At 68.4% G+C, this 22,457-nt stretch carries 21 protein-coding genes; 11 read left to right on the top strand and 10 right to left on the bottom strand.

Translation table 11 applies throughout. From position 1 onward, the window contains the following. Window positions 1–4: 4 nt before the first annotated feature. From ACAM57_RS12735 to ACAM57_RS12765, 7 genes are read left to right on the top strand one after another with little or no spacing between them, the layout of a single operon-like run. On the top strand, window positions 5–1,000 hold the full coding sequence (locus ACAM57_RS12735) for a Bug family tripartite tricarboxylate transporter substrate binding protein (RefSeq protein WP_369661897.1): 996 nt from the start codon (window positions 5–7) through the stop codon (window positions 998–1,000). A 27-nt stretch (window positions 1,001–1,027) separates the two neighbouring features. Then, entirely contained in the window at window positions 1,028–2,206 is a 1,179-nt protein-coding gene (locus ACAM57_RS12740) for an FAD-dependent monooxygenase (RefSeq protein ID WP_369661898.1), read from the top strand. 34 nt (window positions 2,207–2,240) lie between these two features. After that, a complete protein-coding gene (locus ACAM57_RS12745; RefSeq protein WP_126022084.1) occupies window positions 2,241–2,465 on the top strand; it encodes a recombinase-like helix-turn-helix domain-containing protein in 225 nt (74 codons plus the stop codon). 17 nt (window positions 2,466–2,482) lie between these two features. Beyond that, on the top strand, window positions 2,483–3,538 hold the full coding sequence (locus tag ACAM57_RS12750; RefSeq protein ID WP_369661899.1) for a Rieske 2Fe-2S domain-containing protein: 1,056 nt from the start codon (window positions 2,483–2,485) through the stop codon (window positions 3,536–3,538). A gap of 19 nt (window positions 3,539–3,557) precedes the next feature. Then, on the top strand, window positions 3,558–4,526 hold the full coding sequence (locus tag ACAM57_RS12755; protein WP_369661900.1) for a 2Fe-2S iron-sulfur cluster-binding protein: 969 nt from the start codon (window positions 3,558–3,560) through the stop codon (window positions 4,524–4,526). Window positions 4,527–4,570: 44 nt separating this feature from the next. Next, on the top strand, window positions 4,571–5,677 hold the full coding sequence (locus ACAM57_RS12760) for a porin (protein ID WP_369661901.1): 1,107 nt from the start codon (window positions 4,571–4,573) through the stop codon (window positions 5,675–5,677). Window positions 5,678–5,717: 40 nt separating this feature from the next. Continuing rightward, window positions 5,718–7,064: an MFS transporter gene (locus tag ACAM57_RS12765; protein ID WP_369661902.1), complete on the top strand. Its 1,347-nt coding sequence runs from the start codon at window positions 5,718–5,720 to the stop codon at window positions 7,062–7,064. 213 nt (window positions 7,065–7,277) lie between these two features. Here the strand turns inward: ACAM57_RS12765 and ACAM57_RS12770 are convergent, their stop codons facing one another. Beyond that, window positions 7,278–7,412: a hypothetical protein gene (locus ACAM57_RS12770; RefSeq protein WP_260319252.1), complete on the bottom strand. Its 135-nt coding sequence runs from the start codon at window positions 7,410–7,412 to the stop codon at window positions 7,278–7,280. 309 nt (window positions 7,413–7,721) lie between these two features. On the opposite strand from ACAM57_RS12770, the gene ACAM57_RS12775 reads away from it, so the two are divergent. Beyond that, on the top strand, window positions 7,722–9,962 hold the full coding sequence (locus tag ACAM57_RS12775) for a M1 family metallopeptidase (protein ID WP_369661903.1): 2,241 nt from the start codon (window positions 7,722–7,724) through the stop codon (window positions 9,960–9,962). Between the two features lie 67 nt (window positions 9,963–10,029). After that, window positions 10,030–10,452 (top strand): hypothetical protein, encoded by a 423-nt coding sequence (locus ACAM57_RS12780; protein WP_369661904.1) that lies wholly within the window; start codon window positions 10,030–10,032, stop codon window positions 10,450–10,452. 9 nt (window positions 10,453–10,461) lie between these two features. Here the strand turns inward: ACAM57_RS12780 and ACAM57_RS12785 are convergent, their stop codons facing one another. Genes ACAM57_RS12785 through ACAM57_RS12795 form a run of 3 tightly spaced genes read right to left on the bottom strand, consistent with a single transcriptional unit; the run spans window position 10,462 to window position 13,452 of the window. Continuing rightward, window positions 10,462–11,211, bottom strand: coding sequence for a transporter substrate-binding domain-containing protein (locus tag ACAM57_RS12785; protein ID WP_369661905.1), 750 nt, complete (start codon window positions 11,209–11,211; stop codon window positions 10,462–10,464). A gap of 49 nt (window positions 11,212–11,260) precedes the next feature. Next, entirely contained in the window at window positions 11,261–12,742 is a 1,482-nt protein-coding gene (locus tag ACAM57_RS12790; RefSeq protein WP_369661906.1) for an ATP-binding protein, read from the bottom strand. Beyond that, the gene (locus tag ACAM57_RS12795; protein WP_369661907.1) at window positions 12,739–13,452 is read right to left on the bottom strand and encodes a response regulator; all 714 of its coding nucleotides are present in this window, start codon (window positions 13,450–13,452) and stop codon (window positions 12,739–12,741) included. The genes ACAM57_RS12790 and ACAM57_RS12795 overlap by 4 nt, the downstream gene beginning before the upstream one ends. 181 nt (window positions 13,453–13,633) lie before the next feature. Here ACAM57_RS12795 and ACAM57_RS12800 point away from each other — a divergent pair, with 181 nt between their 5' ends. Next, window positions 13,634–14,530: an alpha/beta fold hydrolase gene (locus tag ACAM57_RS12800; RefSeq protein WP_369661908.1), complete on the top strand. Its 897-nt coding sequence runs from the start codon at window positions 13,634–13,636 to the stop codon at window positions 14,528–14,530. Between the two features lie 10 nt (window positions 14,531–14,540). On the opposite strand, the gene ACAM57_RS12805 is transcribed toward ACAM57_RS12800, so the two are convergent. From ACAM57_RS12805 to ACAM57_RS12815, 3 genes are all read right to left on the bottom strand, one after another. Next, on the bottom strand, window positions 14,541–15,392 hold the full coding sequence (locus tag ACAM57_RS12805) for a substrate-binding domain-containing protein (RefSeq protein WP_369661909.1): 852 nt from the start codon (window positions 15,390–15,392) through the stop codon (window positions 14,541–14,543). A gap of 81 nt (window positions 15,393–15,473) precedes the next feature. Then, entirely contained in the window at window positions 15,474–15,680 is a 207-nt protein-coding gene (locus ACAM57_RS12810) for a hypothetical protein (protein ID WP_126022096.1), read from the bottom strand. 39 nt (window positions 15,681–15,719) lie between these two features. Then, a complete protein-coding gene (locus tag ACAM57_RS12815; protein ID WP_184637218.1) occupies window positions 15,720–16,619 on the bottom strand; it encodes an SPFH domain-containing protein in 900 nt (299 codons plus the stop codon). A 75-nt stretch (window positions 16,620–16,694) separates the two neighbouring features. On the opposite strand from ACAM57_RS12815, the gene ACAM57_RS12820 reads away from it, so the two are divergent. Further along, window positions 16,695–17,216: a hypothetical protein gene (locus ACAM57_RS12820; protein ID WP_369661910.1), complete on the top strand. Its 522-nt coding sequence runs from the start codon at window positions 16,695–16,697 to the stop codon at window positions 17,214–17,216. A gap of 15 nt (window positions 17,217–17,231) precedes the next feature. On the opposite strand, the gene ACAM57_RS12825 is transcribed toward ACAM57_RS12820, so the two are convergent. The 3 genes from ACAM57_RS12825 to ACAM57_RS12835 all read right to left on the bottom strand — a co-directional run bounded on the left by ACAM57_RS12825 (window position 17,232) and on the right by ACAM57_RS12835 (window position 22,367). Then, entirely contained in the window at window positions 17,232–18,002 is a 771-nt protein-coding gene (locus ACAM57_RS12825; RefSeq protein ID WP_369661911.1) for a TIGR04325 family methyltransferase, read from the bottom strand. A gap of 89 nt (window positions 18,003–18,091) precedes the next feature. Next, window positions 18,092–18,988 carry a response regulator gene (locus ACAM57_RS12830; RefSeq protein WP_369661912.1) on the bottom strand — a complete coding sequence of 299 codons (897 nt, stop codon included), beginning with the start codon at window positions 18,986–18,988 and terminating at the stop codon, window positions 18,092–18,094. Then, on the bottom strand, window positions 18,966–22,367 hold the full coding sequence (locus tag ACAM57_RS12835; protein ID WP_369661913.1) for an ATP-binding protein: 3,402 nt from the start codon (window positions 22,365–22,367) through the stop codon (window positions 18,966–18,968). The genes ACAM57_RS12830 and ACAM57_RS12835 overlap by 23 nt, the downstream gene beginning before the upstream one ends. Window positions 22,368–22,457 lie beyond the last annotated feature (90 nt).

Consider the following 22,457-nt stretch of genomic DNA (forward strand, 5'->3'; position numbering starts at 1 on the left):
TCTCATGCAACGACGTTTCTCCTTCTCCGTCCTGGTCGCCGCGCTCGCGGCCTTCACGCTCGCCGCGCCCGTGCACGCGCAGCAGAGCGAGGCGCAGAAGCAGCTCTCCAGCGAGCGCTTCACCATCATCTCGCCGTTCCCGCCGGGCGGCCCGGTCGACACGCTGGCCCGCGTGCTCTCCGACGGTCTCGCCAAGCGCTACGGCCAGGCTGCGGTGGTCGACAACCAGGTGGGCGCGGCCGGCAACATCGGCATGGAGAAGGTCAAGCGCGCCAAGGGCGACGGCCACACGCTGCTGGTGATCCCGGCGGGCAACGTCACCATCAACCCGACGCTGATGCCGAACTTTCCCTTCGACATGGCGAAGGACTTCGTGCCGGTCACCATGCTCGCGAAGGCGCCCAACGTGCTGGTGGCTTCGCCGGCATCGGGCATCAAGGACGCGAAGGACCTCGTGGCGCAGGCCAAGGCCAAGCCCGGCACGCTGTCGTATGCCTCGCCCGGCGTGGGCAGCGGCCTGCACCTGGCGGGCGAGCTCTTCAAGCAGCAGGCCGGCATCGACATGCTGCACGTGCCCTACAAGGGCACGGCGCCCGCGCTCAACGACGTGCTCGGCGGCACCGTGCCGCTGATGTTCAGCAACCTGCCGGCGACGCTGCCCTTCCTGAAGAACGGCAAGCTTGTCGCCATCGGCGTGACCGAGGCCAAGCGCAGCGCGGCGGCGCCGGAGATTCCGACGCTGGCGGAGCAGGGCATCCAGGGCGTGACCGTGACCTCTTGGTACGGCCTGATGGCGCCCAAGGGCACGCCGCCGGCCGTGGTCGAGCAGCTCGCCAAGGACGCGGCCGAGATGCTCTCGAAGCCCGACGTGCGCGAGCGCCTGAAGCTGCAGGGCATGACCGACACGGCCATGAAGCCCGCCGAGTTCGCCTCCTACATCCGCGACGAGACGGCCGTGTGGGCCAGGATCATCAAGGCCCGCAACATCGTCGCCGAGTAAGCGGAAGAAGGACCCGGAGAGACACCCATGAAGACCATCACCACAAGCGAATCCACCATCGGCATCGTCGGCGCGGGCATCGGCGGCCTCGTGGCGGCCATCGCGCTGCGGCGCGCGGGCCACGACGTGGTCGTGTTCGAGCAGGCGAAGCAGTTCGCCCGCGTCGGCGCGGACATCAATCTCACGCCCAATGCGGTGCGCGCGCTCGACGGCCTCGGCGTGGGCGAGGCCGCCCGCGTGACGGCGGCGCGCCCGTCGCACCGCATCAGCCGCACCTACGACACCGGCGAGGAAACTTCGCGCCTGGAGATGGCCGAGACCGCCGAGCAGCGCTACGGTGCGCCGCAGCTCACCATCCACCGCGCCGACCTGCTGGCTGCGCTGGCCGACATGTTCCCGGCGGAGCAGGTAGCGCTCGGCAAGCGCGCCGGGAAGATCGCTGCCGATGAAAAGGGCATCAGCCTCTCGTTCGCGGACGGCACCGAGGCCCGCGTCGGTGCGCTGATCGGCGCGGACGGCATCCATTCCTGCGTGCGTACCGCGATGTTCGGCGCCGAGAGCCCGCGCTTCACCGGCATCGTGGCCTACCGCGCAGTGGTGCCCGCCGAGCGCGTGGCCGGCGTGCCCAACCTCGGCGCCTTCACCAAGTGGTGGGGGCCGAATCCGCAGAGCCAGATCGTCACTTTCCCGCTGAACCGGGGCAGGGACATCTTCATCTTCGCCACCACGCCGCAGGACAGCTGGCACCTGGAGTCGTGGACCGCGCCGGGCAGCGTCGACGAGTTGCGCGAGCAGTACGTGGCCTACCACCCCGAGGCGCGCGCGCTGCTCGACGCCTGCGACACGGTGCTGAAGACCGCGCTGTACGAGCGCGACCCGATGCCCGCCTGGACGCAGGGCCGCATGGCGCTGCTGGGCGATGCCGCGCATCCGATGCTGCCCTTCATGGCGCAGGGCGCGGGCATGGCCATCGAGGACGCCGTGGTGCTGTCGCGCCACCTCGACGGCGTGGCGATGGCCGATGTGCCTGCCGCGCTCAAGGGCTTCGAGACCGCCCGCATCGAGCGCGCCAGCCAGGTGCAGCTCGGCTCGCGCGGCAACAACTGGCTGCGCGAAGGCGGCAACGCCGACTGGGTCTACGGCTACGACGCCTGGGCCGCGCCGCTCGCGACCCCGGCCATGGCCGCCGCTGCAGCAGCAGCCTGATTCTTCATTTCACCTCGCCCCACGGAGGCACACGATGCAAACCCAAGACCGCTACCTGCAACCGCACCAGGCGCGCCGTCGCCCCGCGACCACCTACGAAGACCTGCTGGGCGACGTGATCGAGCGCGCCTTCGCCGACGGCATCCACGACCTGCCGGGGCTGGTGCAGCGCCTGAACGACAGCGGCCTCGCCACGCCGGGCGGCCAGCAATGGACCGAAGAGCTGTATCGCAAGGAATTGGCGGCGCTGGCTGCCTGAGAGGGAAAGGGAACATCATGACCATCGCCATCCAACCCGCCGGCAACGCTGCAGCGGACCCGGTCGACCATCTGCTCGAGATCGGCCTGAAGGACCTCTGGTATCCGGTCTGCCCCTCGCACTTCATCAAGGAGAACCCCGTCTCCCTGCGCCGCCTCGGCCGCAAGCTCGCGCTGTGGCGCGACGGCGAAGGCGTGCTGCACGCGCTGGAAGACCGCTGCCCGCACCGCGGCGCGCCGCTGTCGCAGGGCGTGGTGCTGGGCGACCGGCTCTCTTGCCCGTACCACGGCGTGGAAGTGCGCCACGATGGCGTGGTCACGCGCGTGCCCGGCAGCCCCGGCTGCAAGCTCGAGGGCTCCAAGGCCACGATGCATTTCCACGTGCAGGAGCGCGCGGGCGCGGTGTTCATCTACAACTCGAAAGAGCCGGTGGACGTGCCGCCGCCGCTGGTGCTGCCCGAGCAGCTCACCGACGATGCCGAATACAGCAGCTTCCTCTGCTACACCGAGTGGAAGGGCGACTACCGCTACGTGCTCGACAACGTGATGGACCCGATGCACGGCACGTACCTGCACAAGCAGTCGCACTCGATGGCCGAGGGCGATTCGAGCGCGAAGTTCGGCATCCGCCAGACCGACATCGGCTTCGTCTTCGAGAAGGAAGGCCAGCGCAACGTCAACTTCGACTGGACCGAGTGGGCCGACACCGGCATCCACTGGATGCGCCTGGAGATTCCCTACCCGAAGACCGGTGGCCCCGGCGGCAACTTCATCATCATCGGCGCCTTCTCGCCCATCGTGAAGGGCATGACGGCCACCTTCTTCTGGCGCGTGCGCAAGCTGCAGCCGGGCTGGCAGCGCGACACCTGGCGCTTCCTGTACCGCAATCGCCTGGAGGCGCGCCACTGGCACGTGCTGGAGCAGGACCGCGTGATGCTCGAAGAGATGGAAGCCGACGCCAACCAGCACGAGAACCTGTACCAGCACGACCTGGGCATCGTTCGCCTGCGCCGACACATGCGCAATCTGGCGGTCGCGCAACTCGCCCAGGCGAGCGAGACCGCTACGGCCTGACAGGGGAGAGAGCTTCGCCATGTCTTCCCCAACGCTCAACGCCCTGGTGCACACCATGCGCTACGAGGCCGACGGCATCGTGAGCGTCGAGTTCCGGCCGGCCACGCCCGCGGTGGATTTCCCCGCCTTCGAGGCCGGCTCGCACATCGACCTGCACCTGCCCAACGGGCTGGTGCGCAGCTACTCGCTGTGCAACCCGTCGAGCGACCGCCAGCGCTACGTGGTGGGCGTGCTCAACGACCGCAAGAGCCGCGGCGGCTCGCGCTACGTGCACCAGCAGCTGCGCGTGGGCATGACGCTGCCCATCTCGGCCCCGCGCAACAACTTCAGGCTGGAAGAGGGCGCCGAGCGCTCGGTGCTCGTGGCCGGCGGCATCGGCGTCACGCCCATCTGGTGCATGCTGCAGCGGCTGGTGGCCATCGGCAAGCCGGTCGAGATCGTCTACTGCGCCCGCACCCGCAAGGAGGCCGCCTTCTGCGACGCCATCGAGGCGCTGGCGAAAGAAAAGTCGGTTGAGCTCACCTGGCACTTCGACGACGAGAAGGGAGCGCCGCCCAACCTCGTCGAGCTGCTGTCGGGCAAGGGCGCTTCCAGCCACTACTACTGCTGCGGGCCCACGCCGATGCTCGATGCCTTCGAGAAGAGCTGCGAGCAGCTGGGCTATGCCAACGCGCACATCGAGCGCTTCGCCGCGGTGCAGGTGGAATCGGGCGCCGCCTCGCAGGCCTGCGTGGTGGAGTGCGCCAGGAGCGGCAGGAGCGTCGAGGTGCCGGCGGGCAAGTCGATCCTCGACAGCCTGATCGACGCCGGGCTCAACCCCGACCACAGCTGCAAGGAAGGCGTGTGCGGCGCCTGCGAGACGGCGGTGCTCGAAGGCGATATCGACCACCACGACGGCATCCTCACGAAGATCGAACGTGCGTCCAACAAGACCATGATGATCTGCGTCTCTCGCTGCAAGGGCGAGCGTCTGGTGCTCGACATCTGAACAGGGCCGAAGGCCGACAGAAGAAAACTACCCGAGACAACTCAATGAAAAAGTACCTGATCGCGCTGGCTGCGGCCAGCGGGGCTGGCGCAGCGCTGGCCCAATCTTCCCTCACGCTCTTCGGCGTGGTCGATGCGGCCGTCACCTACACCAAGGGAAGCGGCCCCGGTTCGGCCCACAAGACGCAACTGAGCAACAGCGGCAACATGTTCAGCCGCCTCGGTTTTCGTGGCACGGAGGACCTGGGCGGCGGCTACTCCGCCAACTTCTGGCTGGAGATGGGCCTGCAGAACGACAGCGCGCAGGGCTTTCCCTCGAACACCAACAACCAGGCCAGCGGCAACGGGCCGGCGGGCGTGCTGAGCTTCAACCGCCGCTCCACCGTGAGCCTTGCCGGCCCCTTCGGCGAAGTGCGGCTGGGCCGCGACTACGTGCCGGCCTTCTGGAATACCGCCATCTTCGATCCCTTCGGCACGGGCGGCGGCATCGGCGCCAACCAGATCTATTTCTCGGGCCTGGGCGGCCTCGTCGCGCCCACCGGCACGCGCGCATCGAACAGCATCGGCTACCTGCTGCCGGCCAGCCTCGGTGGCTTCTACGGCCAGGTGATGTACGCCATGGGCGAGAACGACTCCAGGTCGGTGCTGCCGGGCACGCTGGTGTCGAACAGGCACGACGGCGACCACACCGGCGCGCGCTTCGGCTACCAGGGCGGCGGCCTCAACATCGCGCTGGCCACCGGCCGCACGCGCTATGCGAGCGGCGACCTGCGCGTGACCAACCTCGGCGCCTCCTACACCTTCGACGCCTCGCTCATGAACCTCAAGCTCACGAGCGAGCTGTACAAGGAGTCGAAAGGCACCACCGACGCCAAGGGCGTGCTGGTCGGCTTCCAGCTGCCCATCGGGCCCGGCGAGATCAAGGCCTCGTATGCGCGCTACAGGCTGGAGCCGGCGGGGGCGCTGCTGAAGCCGACCTCGTCGAAGCTGGCCATCGGCTACGTGCACAACCTCTCGAAGCGCACCGCGCTGTACGCAACCATCGCGCGCATCAGCAACAGCAACGGTGCATCGCAGGCCCTCTCGGGCGCGATCACCGCGCCGAACCGTGCCTCCAGCGGCACCGAGTTCGGCATGCGCCACATGTTCTAGGCGCGCGCGCCTCATCACCTTCACCCCGGCAGGAACGGCCATGCAGAGCAGCAGAAACGACAACGACAGCGGCAAGAACGACAGGAACCTTCGTTGGTACGGCGTCATCACGCTGTTCGTGATCGTCGCCATCTCCTACGTGGACCGCATCAACATCGCGGTGCTGATCACCGACGCGGCCTTCCTGAGCCATGTAGGCCTCGCCGCCACCGACCGCGTGAGCCAGGGCTTCCTGGCGACGGCCTTCATGCTGGGCTACGGCGTGTCGGCCTTCGTGCTCACGCCGTTCTGCTCGGCGCTCTTCGGCGTGCGGCGCAGCCTGGTCTATGGGCTGATCCTCTGGGGCGTGGTGACGTGGGCCTCGCCGATGTTCCACAGCTACGGCCTGCTGCTGGCCTCGCGCGTGCTGCTGGGCGTGTCGGAGGGGCCGCTCTTCTCGCTGGCCTCGGCGTACATCAAGGCGCACTTCCGCAGCGACGAGAACGGCAAGCCCAACGCCTTCGTCAACATGGGCACCGGGCTGGGGCTGGCCATCGGCTATCCGCTGGTGGGCTGGCTGCTCACGCAGTTCGCGTGGGACAGCTCCTTCCACGTGCTCGGCGTGCTGAACATCGTGCTCGGCATTCCGCTGGTGCTGGCCTTCGTGCGCATGCCGGCGGGGCATGCCGATGGCGTGAAGCCGTCTTCCTTCGGCGAGGCGATGTCGCGCGTGGGCGGCATCGTGAAGGGTGCGCTCCATACGCGGCACCTGTTCCTCATCACGCTGCTCACCTCGGCAGCGCTGGCGTACCTCTGGGGCAGCAGCAACTGGCTGCCGACCTACCTGCGCGAGGCGCGCGGCTTCTCGATGCGCGAGATGGGCTGGCTGGCCTCGCTGCCGCAGTACGCCACCGTGCTCGCGGTGTTCGTCGGCGGCGTGCTCATCGACAAGGTGGGGCGCGAGCGCGTGCCCTTCATCTTCATGGGCGCGAGCGTGGGCGTGGCGCTGTCTGTGCTGATGGCCATCAATGCGCGCGACCCTTATGCGGCTGCGTGCTGCCTGGTGGCGGCCAACTTCTTCTGGGGCCTGCAGAGCCCGGCCATTCCGAGCACGGTGCAGTACTGCTCGCGGCCCGAGCACACGGCCAGTGCCTTCGGCGTGACCAACGGCGTGGGCAGCCTCGTGGCGGGCTTCATGCCGGCGCTGATGGGCGGCGTGATCGGCGCGATGTCGCATGGCGTGGGCGTCAGTCCCGCGGCATCGGCGGCTTCGTCGGCCTCCGGCTTCTTCGCGGGCTTCGCATTGCTCATCGGCACGCAGATCGTCGTGTTCGGCTGCGGCTTCATGCTGTGGCTGCGCGACCGTTCGCACGGCGCGCACACAGTCTCTGGTTCACAGCTTTCATAGGCTTTTCGAAGGCTTGTACCTTCGTACTGTGGCCGTCGCGTCACAGTGTCGCGAGCCGTTTTCCGTCATCTGCGTGAGCAGGTGTTTCGGCGGCTGAACCATCTTCGTATTGCATGGCATGTACCGCATGCCATGACGCCATTCGGCCTATGGCGCGCGAACATTTTGAGAAAGAAAAGTTCCGCGATTCGTTGAGCGCACAGCGTCCATCAGCTACAACTGTGCGACATCAATGGACGAGGGAATGCGCGTGAAATCAACGACAAGAGCCGCAGCAAGTCTTGCCATCGCCAACACGGCCCGCACCGTTTCCGCTTCGCGGACGTGCATCGCGCCGACGATGCGCATGCACTGACGAAGGCCTTCGCGCTACAAGCCCCGCCTCCACATCCCCATCACCCCGCGATCGCCGGGAATGGAACCCCTTACGCCTCGCATCCTGGGACCGCCGCTTCGCGCGCGGTGTGACCCTGCATGACTGTGTGGTCCTGACGAACGGATGAGTTCGCCGGGAGGGCGCCGTGTTGCCCGTTTCTTCCCGATTCCCCCGTTGTTCATCTCACTCATCACCGCGCGCGTCATGCGCATCGCAGGCTATCCGCCGGCGCATGCGGGACGGCGCATGTTTCTTCTTACCAAGAGTACTCAGAGGCGATCATGAAAAGATTCAATACACCCGTGGTCAATCATCTTGCCATCACCGCAGTGACCCTTGCCGTGCTCACGGCTTGCGGCGGCGGCGGAGACAGTGGTGGCGCTTCGTTCGGCGGTGCCGGCACGGGGCTCAGCGCTCCGTCTGACCAGGTCGTTTCCGCTCCCGTTTCCGATCCCACCGCCAAGGCACCCGATGACGGCGCGCCCAACCTCGCCGACAACTCCGCTTCGGCAGTCGACCGCTCCGCAAAGCCGATGGAACTACCCGACACCGTCTGGCCCAGCAACTACAAGCTCTGGTTCCGGCCCGATGCGGCGCTCAAGACCTTCGTGGGTCGTGGCGACGTGGAGATCGAAGTGCTCAAGCCGGTCGATGCCATCGTCGTCGCCGCGCACAACCTGAACTTCGCGAAGGGCCGCACCACGCTGCGCAAGGTGTCGAACCCGGGCGAGGCGATCCCGCTCATTCCCACGCCGCAGACGCTGGGCGACTTCGTGCAGCTGCGGCTGAACGACGGCCAGATCGCCAAGGGCAAGTACCTGCTGCACATGGAGTGGGACGGCAAGATCCAGTTCTCCGACGCCGAGTACTGCCCGCCTGCCGAGGTGGCGCGCAACCCGTTCTGCTCGGCGGCTACCGGCATCTTCAAGGTGGGCCTTTCCACGCCCGAGGGCGTGAGCAGCGACGCCATCGTGACGCAGGGCGAAACCAACTACGCGCGGCAGTGGTTCCCGGGATGGGACGAGCCGGCCTTCCGCCATACCTTCGAGATCTCGGCCGAGGTGCCGGGCGACTGGAAGACGGTGTCCAACGGCGCGCAGATCGAGGCGACGAAACTGCCCGACGGCTACCAGCGCGTGGCTTTCGAGAAGACACCCTCGATGCCGATGTACCTGACCTTCTTCGGCGGCGGCAAGTTCGACATCCTGGCCGACAAGTTCAAGAACCCGCTGGACGGCAGCGAGATGCCGCTGCGCTGGTTCACGCCGCCGGGCCGCTCCGACTGGGCCAAGTTCGCGATGGAGTGGACCAAGGTGTCGATGGACTACTACTACAACTACACCGGCATCCCGCTGCCCTTCAAGAAGTTCGACACCGTCGCGGCCAACGACAGCTACGACAACAAGCCCAACACCGGTTTCGGCGGCATGGAGAACTGGGGCTCGATCTTCGAGTTCGCGGACTCGGTGCTCACCAAGCCGGGCGACACGCCCACGCTGTACTCGGTGACGGTGGTGACGCACGAGGTGGCGCACCAGTGGTTCGGTGACCTGGTCACGCTCGACTGGTGGGACAACGTGTGGCTCAACGAGTCGTTCGCGCGCTGGTTCGAAAGGCGCACCACGATCAAGTTCCACCCCGAGTACTACAGCTTCTCCGACTACGTTCTCGACAAGCACAACGTGATCGTGGCCGACCTGAAGAACACGGCCGTGCCGGTGCAGCGCAACCTCAACGACGCGGGCTCGTTCGGCTTCATCAGCCCGTCGATCTTCGTCTACAACAAGGGCAGCCACGTGCTGGAGACCATCCAGAACTACATCGGCGAAGAGGCGATGCAGAAGGGCCTGCGCATCTACCTGAAGGACTACGCCTTCGGCAACGTCACGCCCTCGCGCCTGTGGAGCTCGCTGGAGAAGGCCAGCAACGGCAAGAAGGTGAGCGAGATCGGCGACAGCCTGATCCGCCAGACCGGCATTCCGCTGCTCACGGTGGACGCGCAGTGCGCGGGCAACAGCACCTACGTGAACATCACGCAGGAGGCCTTCCCCAACCAGAACCTGTACCCGGCATCGACCTGGACCATTCCCGTCACGCTGGCCTATGGTGACTCGATGGAGCAGCGCAAGACCTTCGTGATGTCGGGCAACAGTACGCAGGTGGAGCTGCCGGGCTGCACCGCGGTGCTGGCGGGGCCGACCGGGCAGGACTACTACGTGAGCAACTACAGCGCCCCCTCGTGGAGCGCGCTGCTGGCCAAGGCGCAGAACTTCGCGGGCAACAAGCCGCTGCTGCTGAACATCGAGCGCGATGCGTTCCGGCTGCTGAGCGTGGGCCGCATCACGCAGGCGCAGTACGACCAGATCAAGGGCGTGCTGAACCTGCCGGCGCCGCTGCTGGCCAAGACGCAGGTGAGCGAGCAGAAGATGGTGGCGGTGGCCACCGGCGCGGAGAAGGAGTCGTACCCGCATGCGCTGCGCTTCCAGGGCAGCCTGAAGCTGCGCGACAACGAGAAGCGCTGAGCATCGCCTGAACCGGCGCGCGCTGCCCTCAGCGAGAGCGGTGCGCGCCTCTTCGACAAGGACCATCATGAACACAGCATTCCTGAAATGGCTGGCTGCGGGAGCGGCGGCGCTGCTGCTGTCCGCCTGCGGCGCGAACAGCGGCAACAGCGGCGGCCCCGAGGCCGAACTCGTCGGCACCTACGCCGTGAAGCAGAACGGCGCGCTCAAGGAGCTCATCAAGATCGAACGGCAGGGCGACGGCTACGTGATGCGCGACAAGGTGCGCACGGCGGACTGGAGCGAGCCGAAGATGACGATGAAGCCCGTGACGCGAGAGCACTGGAGCCGCATCACCACCGACAAGGAGAACACCGCCTTCGTCGGCGTGGCCAGCGAGCAGCTCGGCATATTCAAGGTGCCGGCGGGCTGGCAGAAGAACGGCTTCCAGACCTCGACCGGCTACTTCCTCTTCTATTCGCGCGGGCCGGTGGAGGCGTACAAGCTCTGAGGCGAAGGCTCAGGCAGCGGGCGCCACGCTCGCGCCCTCGATGCGGTGGCGCTTCAGCGCATCGGCCACGAAGCCGCTGGCCTTCATCTCCTCGACGAAGGCGGCGAGCAGGGCCTGGGCTTCGGTGCCGCGGCTGGCGGGCGTGCCCATGGCCTGCTGGATGACCATGAAGCGCCCCGGCAGCACGCGCACGCCGGGTGCGCGCCTCGCCTCGCCCTCGAGCATCTGGCGGATGCCGGCCGCCACTTCGACTTCGCCCGAGCGGAGTGCCGCGAGTGCGGGGCCTGCGCCCTGGAGGCGGACGATCTCGGCCGCCTTGATCTCGCGCGTCAGGAACAGGTCGTAGGCGCTGCCTGCTCCGACGGAGATGCGGTTGCCATTGGCATCGACCTGCGCGTTGTCGGTGAGCGCGGAGGCGTCGGGTACGAGGTAGCTGCCTTCGATCAGCACGTAGGGCGCGGTGAACAGCAGCCCTTCGCTGCGCGCCGGGTCGATGGCGAAGAAGCCGATGTCGGCCTTCTCGTTCTTCACCGCGTCGACCGATGCGGCGGCCTTTTCGAACACCACCAGCTCGATGGCCACGCCGAGGCGCCGTGCGAACTCGCGCGCCAGGTCGATGGAGACGCCCACCGGCTCGCCCGTGGCCGCGTCCTTGTTGGCCAGGATCGGGTTGCCGAGATTGATCGAGGCGCGCAGCGTGCCGCTGGGCGCGAAGGCGGAAACGAGGGTGGGGGAGATCGTCGTCTGCTGCTGAGTCATGGCGTTCTGGCGTCGATGGAGGAAGATGCCCGCCAGTTTACGGGTCAGGCTACGACCCGGCCGGCGTCACGATCCCGAGCGAACCCAGCGGCCCGAGCGGTAGCCGCACCGTGACGCGCAGGCCCGGCCCCACGCCGGTGTCGCCCAGCGCGATGGTGCCACCGTGCGCGTCGATCACCGATCGCACGATGGCCAGCCCCAGGCCGCTGCCGGTCTGCGTCTGGTCGGGGTCGCGGAAGAAGCGGTCGAACACGCGCTCGCGCAGTGCCGGCATGATGCCGGGCCCCTGGTCGGACACCGTCAGCACCGCCACGTCGCCGTCGCGCCGGATGCCCACGCTCACCACCGAGCCCACGGGGCTGTACTTGGTGGCGTTGTCGATCAGGTTGTCGATCATCGAGACCAGGCTGTCGCGGTCGCCCATGAGCTCGACGGGCTCGTCCTCCATGAGTTCGATCTCCACCTCGCGCACGTGCGCCAGCGCCGACAGCGCCGCGAGGCGCTCCTGCACCAGGTCGTCCAGCCGCAGCGCGCGCGGCGCCGAGGCGCTGGCGTTGCTGCGCATGAGCCGCAGCAGCTGCCCCACCAGCCGCTCCGCGCGCGCGTTGCTGCTAAGCACGCGCGCGAAGAGCTCGTCCTGCCGCTCGGTGGGAATGTGTTCGATGAGCAGCGACTGCAGCGCTTCCACGTTCACGCGCATCGCCGCGATGGGCGTGCGCAGTTCGTGCGCCGCGTCGGCGATGAAGCTCTGCTCGCGCGCGATGCTGGCGCGCAGCCGCTCCATCAGTGCGTTGAAGTTCTGCACCATCGGCTGCAGCTCGTCGTGGCGCGGCTGCGTCGACACCGGCGCCAAGTCGTGCGGACCGCGAGAGGCGATCTCGCTGGCCACCTTGCGCCACGGCCGCAGCGCCAGGCGGATCGACAGCCAAGCCGGAAGCAGCAGGAAGGGCACGCTGATGACCAGCGGCAGGATGTAGTAGCCGCGCGACTGGAAGGTGAGCCACACCTGCTCGGTGCCGGGCGTGACCAGCGTGACGCGCGTCTTGCCGGAAGGAGACTCGATGGTGCGCGCGCGCCAGCTCTTTCCGTTGACCTGCACCGTCTCCCCGATGTCGGGGCGGGTATTGGCGATGCCCTCGGGCGGCAGTCCCCGGGAACGGTAGATCTCGTGGCCGTTCTGCCAGACGATGACGCTGGGCGCCATGGCCGCGTCGTCGTTGTCGTCGCCGCCGCCGAAGGAGTTGCGCAGCGCGATGTCCATGGAGCGCAGGCTCTCGTACTGCCGGGCAGGCTGGTCGGTGAGGTTGCGCGCCACGACGAGCATGCTGCGCTGCGAGGCGTCCATGATCGAGAGGTCTTCGTTGAACGCGGAGTTCAGCAGCACCGCGATGGCGAGGCTCCACAGCAGCGTCATCATCCCGACCTGCGCGAACATGAGGCGGCGCACCAGCGAGGGCCGCCGGACGCGCAGCCAGCCGCTGCGCAGCAGCCGCGCGGGGGCACGCGCTATCGAGGCGAGCACCGCGTTCATGTGTGCTCCAGCGGCGGCGGTTGCTGCTGCTGCGCGGCGAGATAGATCACGTAGCCGATGCCGCGCACGGTGCGGATGTAGCCGTCGCCGATCTTGCGGCGCAGGTTGGAGACGTGTACGTCGAGCACGTTGCTGCCGGGCCCCTGGCCCTGCACGGCGCCCTGGGTGCCCGCCACCATGAGCTGCTCGAGCACGCGGCGCGCGACCACGCGGTCGGCCCGCCGCACCAGCAGGCTCAGCAGGCGGAATTCGCTTCGCGAAAGCGAAACCGGCACGCCGTCCACGCGCACGCGCTGCGTCGGCTCGTGCAGCCACAGGCCTCGCACCTCGAAGGTGGCGCCATCGCCGCCGTAGCTGCGCCGCGCAAGGGCGCGCACGCGCGCGAGCAGCTCGGCCAGCACGAAGGGCTTGACCATGTAGTCGTCGGCGCCGCTGTCCAGGCCCTGCAGGCGGTCGTGCAGGCCGTCGCGGGCGCTGAGGATGAGCACCGGCAGCCGCTTGCCGTCACGCCGCAGCCGGTCGAGCACGTCGAGGCCGTCGCCGTCGGGCAGGCCCAGGTCGAGCAGCAGCAGGTCGCAGCCCTCGGTTTCGAGGATGCGCCGCGCCTCCTCGACGCGGCGCACCCATACCACCTCCATCCCCTGGGTCTGCAAGGCGACGCGAATGCCGGTGGCAAGGTCGAAATCGTCTTCGGCCAGGAGGATCTTCATGGCGGGCAATCTACCTGCCGAAGCTGAAGGATTCCCAAAGAAACAGATACGCAGACGTGCTCCGGCGCACGGGAGGGAGGGGGGGCGCCAGCCGGCGGAATTTCAGTAGACCTTCATCTATGCGGCTCACCATGCGGGGTGTTCGCCCCACATCACCAGGAAAGAACAGAACGGGACATCGATGAGCCTCTTCGAAGCGCGCCTATTCGCCGGCAATTTCCGCTCGCCGGAAGCCCATTCCTCGCTGCTGGCTTCGTATGCCCGCGTGCTTGCGCGCTGGCCCGTGCCGCACGAGAGCCGCTACGTCGAGACGCGCTACGGCCGCACGCACCTGCTGGCCTGCGGGCCGGCCTATGCGCCGCCGGTGGTGCTGCTGCACGGCGGCGGCGGCAACGCCACCACCTGGGTCCACAACATCGCTCGGCTCGCGGGCTCGCTGCAGGTCTACGCGGTGGACATCATCGGCGACGCCGGCCGCAGCGAAGGGCGCCGCCCCGCGACGGAAGACGGCTACTGCAACTGGCTCGAAGACGTGCTGATCGCCATCGGCCGGCCCAAGGTGGGGCTGTGCGGCGCCTCCTTCGGCGCATGGCTCGCAGCGGCCTACGCGCGCCAGACCATGCGCCGCGTCGGCAAGCTGGCGCTGCTGGCGCCGCCGAACCTGGAGTCGGTGCGCATCGGCACGATGCTGCGCGCGGGCTTCGCCGCAGCCTTCCCGAGCGAGCGGCTGGTGCGCGCCTTCCGGGCGCTGGTATCGTCTCCGAAGGCGCCCGAGCCGCCGCCCTGGGCCATGGACGACTGGCTCGTGCGCTGGCGCTGCCAGCGCGCCCATCCGAGGCCACCCGGCCGCATGACAGATGCCGACCTGCGCGTGCTGCCCAGGAACACGCTGCTGATGCTCGGCGAGGACGAGGTGCTATTCGACCCGGTGCGCGCCTGCGCCCGTGTGAAGGCGCAGGCGCCGCATGTGCGCGTCGAACTGCTGCCCGACGCGGGCCACGCCATTGCCTTCGACCAGGCCGACAAGGTTGGCGATGCGCTGGTCGAGTTCTTCCTGCGCGACGGCTGGACGCTCTGACCGTGCGCGCTCAGCGCGCCGGCAGCGGCTCCAGGCCCGTCTTGGCGATGGTGGGCGCCGCGGCGGGCGAGTTGAGATAGCGGATGAGCTGCCGCGCCGCGTCGGGCTGCTTCGAGCCGGTGGCGACGCCGGCGGAGAACACCGTCACGCGCTGCACTTCGGCCGGCAGGGGGCCGATGTAGTCGATACCGGCGATGGGCAGCAGCTCGCTGACCTGCTGCAGGCCGAGCGCCGCGTCGCCGCGGGCCACCACCGAACCGACGCGCTCGCTCAGGATGCGCTTGCTCTTGGGCTTGACCTGGTCCTCGATGCCCAGCTTCTTGAGCAGCTCGGTCTCGTAGTAGGTGCCGCTCGCGCTGGCCGAGTAGGCGATCGACGGCGCGGCGATCAGCGTGCGCTTGAGCGCGTCGACCGTGCTGATGTCGGGCCTGGGCGCGCCCTTGCGCACCGCGAAGCCGATGGAAGAGCGCACCAGGTCGACCTGGCTGCCGGGCACCACCTTGCCCTGGGCCACCAGCGCGTCGAGCGCGGGGCGCGCGAGGATCACGACGTCTGCGGGCTCGTTGCGCGCCAAGCGGCTGGGAATGGAATCGTCGGCATTGCCCATGGAGGCGCCGTAGGCCGTCTTGACGCTGCGGCCGCTGCTGCGCTCGAACTCGGGTCGCAGGTCGTTGTAGGCCGCGGTGAAGCCACCCGAGGTCATGACGTGGATGTCGGCGCCGGCGGCGGGCTTGCTGGTGCTGCTGCTGTTGGTGCCGAGGCTGCCGCAGCCTGCGAGCGCGAGGGCCGCGATCAGCGGGAGGGCGGCGCGGCGGGTGATGGAAAGGGCAGGGCTGAAACGGCCGAGAAAAGGTTTGGTCACGATGTCTCCAAGGGGAAGTTGGCTGCAGAAGCCATCGTAGAAGCCGGACCTGTCATTCCGCCCTCAGCGGATTCGGGGTTACTACCGAGGCGCGGCGGGCTCGTCTCCGGGCGCGCTGCCGCCCGGGTCGGCGGCCGGCAGTCGTCCGCGCCGGGCCAGCCCCTCGCGCAGCAGGAACTCGACCTGCGCGTTCGCGCTGCGCAGTTCCTGCGCGGCGAGGCGCTCGATCTCGGCCCACAGGGCCGGATCGATGCGCAAGGGATAGGCTTTCTTGCCGGGACTGGCCATCGGGTGAATACGGATCGGAAGGCGCGTACGGTTCGCGCCTCAGGTGTAGAGCGTACCGGTGTTCACCACGGGCTGGGTCTCGCGGTCGGAGCACAGCACCACCAGCAGGTTCGACACCATCGATGCCTTGCGCTCGTCGTCGAGCACGACCAGGTTGCGCTCCGACAGGCCCCTGAGGGCAGCCTCGACCATGCCGACCGCACCGGCCACGATCTGGTGCCGAGCGCTCACGATGGCCACCGCCTGCTGGCGGCGCAGCATCACCTGCGCGATTTCGGGGGCGTAGGCCAGGTGGGTGAGCTTGGCGTCGAGCACTTCGACGCCGGCGCTGGCGAAGCGGCGGTTCAGGTCGTCCCTGAGGGCGTCGGCCACCGTGTCGAGGCCGGCGCGCAGCGTGGTCTCGTCGCTCGGCAGGTCGTCGCCGCTGTCGTAGGCGTAGAGGGTGGCGAGGTGGCGGATCGCCGCCTCTGCCTGGATGGCGACGAACTTGTTGTAGTCGTCGATCTCGAACACGGCCTGCGCCGTGTCGTAGACCCGCCAGACCACCGCCGCGCCGATCTCCACCGGGTTGCCGCGCTTGTCGTTCACCTTCAGCGGCGGGGTGTTGAGGTTGCGCGCGCGCAGCGAGATCTTCTGGCCGCTTTGCAACGGGTTGGTCCAGCGCAGGCCCTCGGAGCGGTCGGTGCCCTGGTACTCGCCGAAGAGCGTGAGGATGATGCCCTCGTTGGGCTGCAGCATGTAGAGGCCCGGAACCAGCACGAGGCCGACCACGACCAGCAGGATGCTCATGGGCAGCGGCATCAGCCGCTGCACCATCGCCCAGACGCCGACCGCGATGAGCAGCAGCGCCACCGCGGACACGCCGTAGCCGTTGATCGACCGGTAGGGGCGCTCCATGCGTACCGGTCGCGGATTGATGTTGGGGGTCTTCTCTTGCATCGCTGCCTCCGTTGAAAGTGATATCACTCTAATATCTTTTTGAGGCCAGTCAAGATGTTTTCGATGTCCCGGCGAATGCTCCGGATTTCCGCTGCCGCCGCGCTGGCTGCGAGCCTGTTCGGCGCCGAGCCGGCCGGTGCCACCTCGTGCGCCGGCCGCGCCTCTTTCCTCGATTCGGTGGCGGCTGCGCGCGGCGAGCCACGCGCCCGCGTGCTTCGCGTACGCGTCGTGCCCTTCGACCTGGGCGTGCCCGACTACACGCCGCCTCCGCGCTCCTTCATGTTCGAGCCGGTCGAGTTCCTCGACGGCAGGCCAGCCGGCAAGGCCGCAGGCCGCTTCATGGGCAACGGCGTGCTGCACTTCATGCTCAACGCGGCACCGCCGGGCCGCGAGGAGCCGTTGCCGCAGGGCTCCGAATGGATCGTGCTGGCACGGGATAACGGCGAGGGCGCGCTGGGTATCGGCCCGTGCGGCTCGATCCTCGAAGTCCGCGGCGACACGGTGCATGGCTTCATCCGCGGCGCCCCGACCAGCATCGACACCACGCAGGCCCTGCCGCTGCGCGAGTTCCGGCGCTCGCTGCGGGCGCCGAGGTAGAGCAGGCGCGCCCGGTCAGTCGACCAGATCGAAGCAGCAGCCCGCGTAGTAGGGCTTGTCGCCACCCTCGACGAAAGGCACCTCGATGGGCTTGCCCTCGTTGCGCCACACGTCGCGCTTTCGGTAGCCGGAGCGCGAGAGATCGGCCAGCAGCTCGTCGTGGTGTTGAATGCGATAGGGACACACCGCGATGCCGATGCTGTTGAGCGTGTAGATAGTGCGCTCCGGGTGCACCGCCGTGGTGTTCATCACGATGCGCCGGGGCTTCACCGCAAGCTCCGAGAGGATCGTGTCCATGCGCACCGGCAGGTATTGCAGGCTGCCCGATACGTACAGCACATCGCAGCCGCTGGCGTCGTGGTAGTCGGTGGTGAAGCCGAGCTGCTCCGTGGCCTCGCGCTTGATGGCCATCGCGCGGCCGCTCTCGACCACGCCTGGCACGTCGCACACCGTCCAGCGCAGCGTGGAGGGATAGCTCAGCACGCGCCGGAAGGCGTAGTACTTGATGCCGACGTGCCCGCCCAGGTCGAACACGCGCGTGAGGCCCGCGTCGATCGAGCGGCCCAGCCAGAACAGCCCGGGGTAGTCGTAGAAATAGATCTGCGGGCTGTAGAGCTCCCCCGCGTCGGCGTTGGCATAGCCCACGGCCTTGGAAGAGGGCGCGCCGGCCTCGGCCGCCGCGAAGCTCTCGAACGAACCCATGAACAGGTTCTCGTCCGTGTTGTTCAGGAACTTGCGCTTGTACGCACTCTCGCGGGCAGGAAATTGCAGAAGGCTGTTGAGCATCTTGTTCTCCGTTGGCATCCCCATTCTGGCGCAACAGGAGCGGCGCAGGGGTATAGCCCAGTGCGGTTGGGGCAGTTACCCCATGGGGGTTACATACCGCTCGCCAGCGCTGCCGCCGCAGCCCGCGTCTCCACCCCCAGCTTCTCGAAGATGTGCTCCAGGTGCTTGTTCACCGTGCGCGGGCTGGTGCCCAGGATCTCGCCGATGTCGCGGTTGGTCTTGCCCTTGGCGAGCCATGAAAGCACCTCGGTCTCGCGCGGGGTGAGGGCCGCGTCCGCCAGCCGCGCGGCCGGGCCTTCGCGCTGCACGGCGAAGAGCAGCATCGTCTCGCCCAGCGCTGCCGCGCCGAGGTTGCGCACCGACAGCCGCATGCCCGTGGACGTGCCGACCGAGATGACCGCACCCGGCGCCAGCGCGGCTTCGAGCGAGGCGGGCAGCAGGCCCGGCGCCACCGGCTCCTCGAGCGCATGCAGCCACAGCGCGGCCTGCGGCGAGCGCCACGCGATGCGCCCGCGCGTGTCGACGAAGACCACGCCCATGCCCGCCACGTCCACCGCGTCGCGCGCCATGCGGGTGATGCGCGCGTTGCGCGCGTGCGTGTGCAGCCGCGCCAGCACTTCCTGCGCGCGGATCGGCTTCACCACGTAGTCGACGCCGCCGCACTCGAAGCCTTCGACCACGTGCGAAGTCTCCGACAGGCCCGTCATGAACAGCACCGGGATGTGTGCGAGCGCCGGGTTGGCCTTGATGCGCCTGCAGGTCTCGAAGCCAGAGAGCCCGGGCATCAGGCCGTCGAGCAGGATCGCGTCTGGCACGACCAGTTCGAGCCGCTGCAGCGCGGCCTCGCCGTCGGCCGCGACCAGCACGGTGTAGCCGCTGGCCTCCAGCGTGTCGCACAGCATGCCCAGGCTGCTGGGGGCGTCGTCCACCACCAGCACCACGGGGCGATCGGCCGAAGGCGATTCAGGGAGCGAGGGTGTCTGCATCTTCTGCCAGTGCGTTGCGGAGTTTGTCGAGTTCGAAGCGCGCGACCATGCCGCGCAGCCAAGTGCATGTGGCGGCCGCCGCGGGCGAGGCGGCGGCCAGCCGGTCGAGCGCGGTGTGCAGGCCGCGCACGTGGCCCATCTGGGCGAGGCGCATGAGCTCTGCGCGGTCGTCTTCCGGAAGATCGAGCTGCCGGGGGCGAGGGGGCAGGGCTTCGAGGTCGTCGAGCGCGACCGGCAATGCGTCGCCGGCCGCCAGCCATTCGAGGCCCAGGTGGCGCTCCAGCGTGGCGATGAGCTCCGACTCGATCACCGGCTTGCCCACGAAGGCCTGGCAGCCCGCCGCGCGCAGCCGCTCGGCCTGGTTCTCGAACATGTTGGCCGAGACGATGATGATCGGGATCTCGCCGAAGCCCGATGCGCGCACCGAGGCGGCGGTCTGCCAGCCGTCCATGTCGTCCATCGTCAGGTCCAGCAGGATGGCCGAGGGCAGCTCCTCGCGCAGGCTGTCGAGGCACTCGGTGCCGCTCGCGGCCTCGCGCACCTCGAAGCCCAGTGGCGCGAGCATGCCGGCGAGCATCTGCCGCTGCACCGGCTGGTCGTCCACCACCAGCAGCGTGCGGCGCTCGCCGATGTAGCCCGACACGGGCTGGCGCACGGCGCCCGCCTTGCCGGCCTGCGGGCCGGGGTCGGCCACCTCGCGCAGGTACACGCGCACGCTGAAGGTGCTGCCCTGCGACGAGGTCGATGCAAGCTTGAGCTCGCCGCCCATCAGCGAAGTGAGCAGGCCGGTGATGGTCAGGCCCAGCCCCGTGCCCGGCTCGCCGCGCCGGCGGCCGGCAGCGCCGCGCTCGAAGGGCAGGAAGATGCGCTGGTGGTCCTGCGGCGCCACGCCGATGCCCGTGTCGGCCACGTCGAAGCGCAGCACCTCGCGCCGAGCGTCCACGTGCAGCGTGACGGTGCCGCTGTCGGTGAAACGCACCGCGTTCGTCAGCAGGTTGATGAGGATCTGCCGCAGCCATTTCGCATCGGCATGCACCCACGGCGGCAGCCGGCCCGCGTGCGTGTAGACGAAGGCCAGGCCCTTGTTCTCGGCCTGCGGGCGCACCATGTGCACCAGCTGGTCGAGGAAGGCCGGCAGCGCCAGCGGCGCGGGCTCCAGCTGCAGCCGGCCGGCCTCGATGCGTGCCAGGTCGAGCAGGCCGTCGATCAGGCCCAGCATGTGCTCGCCGCTGCGGTGTATGGTCTGCACCGCCTCGCGCGGCGGCTTCACGGAGTCGCCCTTCAGGAGGATCTGCGAGTAGCCCAGGATGCTGTTGAGCGGCGTGCGCAGCTCGTGCGTCATGCCGGCCACATAGCGGGTCTTGGCCTGGTTGGCGGCCTCGGCGGCTTCCTTGGCGGCCTGCAAGGCGGCGTCGGTGCGGCGGTGGGCTTCGATCTCGAGCGCCAGCAGGTTGTTGTGCCGGTTCGATTCCTCCTGCGCCATCTGCCGGCTCTCGCTGCCCAGCACCACCCACCACGCGGCCACCGCGGCCACCACGGAAAGCAGCGCGAACACCTTCAGGAAGGCCGTGGCCATGACCGGGTCGCTGGTGCCCGCCAGCGCTTCCTGCGCATACACCACGCCCACCACGGTCGCCAGCAGCGCGATGAGCGACGCGGCCACCAGCAGGTAGTGCGCCACGCGGAAGTTCAGGCGTGCCGAGAGCGCCGGCGGCAGCAGCGCCTGCAGCCAGCCGCTCATCTGCTCGGCCGCTCGCGAGTTTGTCTTGCAGCGGTCGTGGCAGCGCGATTCGAGCGTGCAGCACAGCGAGCAGATCGGCGCGCTGTAGGCAGGGCAGTGCGCCATGTCCTCCGACTCGAAGCTGTTGTCGCACACCGAGCACTTCACGGCCTGGCCCGGCTTCCAGCGCTCGATGTCGTTGCGCGCGAGGTAGTAGCGCCCGCGCGTGCGCCAGGCCAGCAGCGGCGACAGCGCCATGGCGGTGGCCAGCGCGATGAAGGGCGAAAAAGCCTTCGCCCATTGCCCCAGCGTGCCGGAGTAGGCCAGCATGGCCAGCGCCGCCGCCGCCAGCATCGACACCAGGCCCACAGGGTTGATGTCGTACAGGTGCGCGCGCTTGAACTCGATGGTGCGCGGGCTCCAGCCCAGCGGCTTGTTGATGACCAGGTCGGCCACCAGCGCGCCCACCCAGGCGATGGCGATGTTGCTGTAGAAGCCCAGCACGTGCTCCAGCGCCGCGAACACGCCCAGCGCCATCAGCAGTATCGCGATGGCCACGTTGAATACCAGCCACACCACGCGCCCCGGGTGGCTGTGCGTGAGCCGCGCGAAGAAGTTCGACCATGCCAGCGAACCTGCATAGGCGTTCGTCAGGTTGATCTTCATCTGCGACACCAGCACGAACAGCACCGTGATGCCCAGCACCCAGGCCGGATCGCGCAGCACGTAGGAGAAGCCCGTGAGGTACATCTGCGTGGGCTCGACCGCGTGGTTGGCCGGTATCTCGTGCTGCAGCGCCAGGAAGGCGAGGAAGGCGCCGCCCATCATCTTCAGCATGCCCGGCACGATCCAGCCCGGCCCCGAGACCAGCACCGCCGTCCACCAGCGCACGCGGTTGGCGGCGGTCTTCTCGGGCAGGAAGCGCAGGTAGTCGACCTGCTCGCCGATCTGCACCACCAGCGAGAAGGCCACGGTGGCGGCGGCGCCGAACATCAGCGGGTCGAAGCCGCTGCTGTCGGAGGTGCGGCCCACCAGCCCGGTGAAGTCGGCGTAGAGCTCGGGCTTCTTCACCAGCACCGCGACGAAGGGGCAGACGAACAGCACGATCCAGATCGGCTGCGTCCACAGCTGCAGCCCCGAAATGAGCGTGATGCCCCGAGCCACCAGCGGGATGATGACGATCGACGACACCATGTACAGCAGCCACAGCGGCCAGTCGAGGTACATCTGCAGCGCCAGCGCGAGGATGGCCGCCTCCAGCGCGAAGAAGATGAAGGTGAAGCTAGCGTAGATCAGCGAAGTGAGCGTGGAGCCCAGGTAGCCGAAGCCCGCGCCGCGCGTGAGCAGATCCATGTCCACGCCGTGGCGCGCCGCGTAGTACGAGATCGGCAGGCCCGTGAGGAAGGTGATGAGCCCGACCACGAGGATGGCCCACAGCGCGTTCGAGAAGCCGTAGCTCAGCGCGATCGCGCCGCCGATGGCCTCCAGCGCCAGGAAGGAGGTGGCGCCGAAGGCCGCGTTGGCGACGCGGAACTCCGACCATTTGCGGAAGCTGCGCGGCGTGTAGCGCAGCGCGTAGTCCTCCAGCGTCTCGTTCGCGACCCAGGCGTTGTAGTCGCGGCGGATGCGGAAGATCTTCTGTCCGGAGACGGATTGCATGGCGGGTTCTCGCGGCGGCGGCAGTGGCATGGCGCGGGTACAGCAAGAAGCGCTCCCTGCGGCCCTTTTCACCGATCCTTTTCACCGATG

Origin of the sequence: Variovorax sp. V15 (assembly GCF_041154425.1) — a bacterium.
GTDB classification, from domain to species: Bacteria; Pseudomonadota; Gammaproteobacteria; order Burkholderiales; family Burkholderiaceae_C; genus Variovorax; species Variovorax guangxiensis.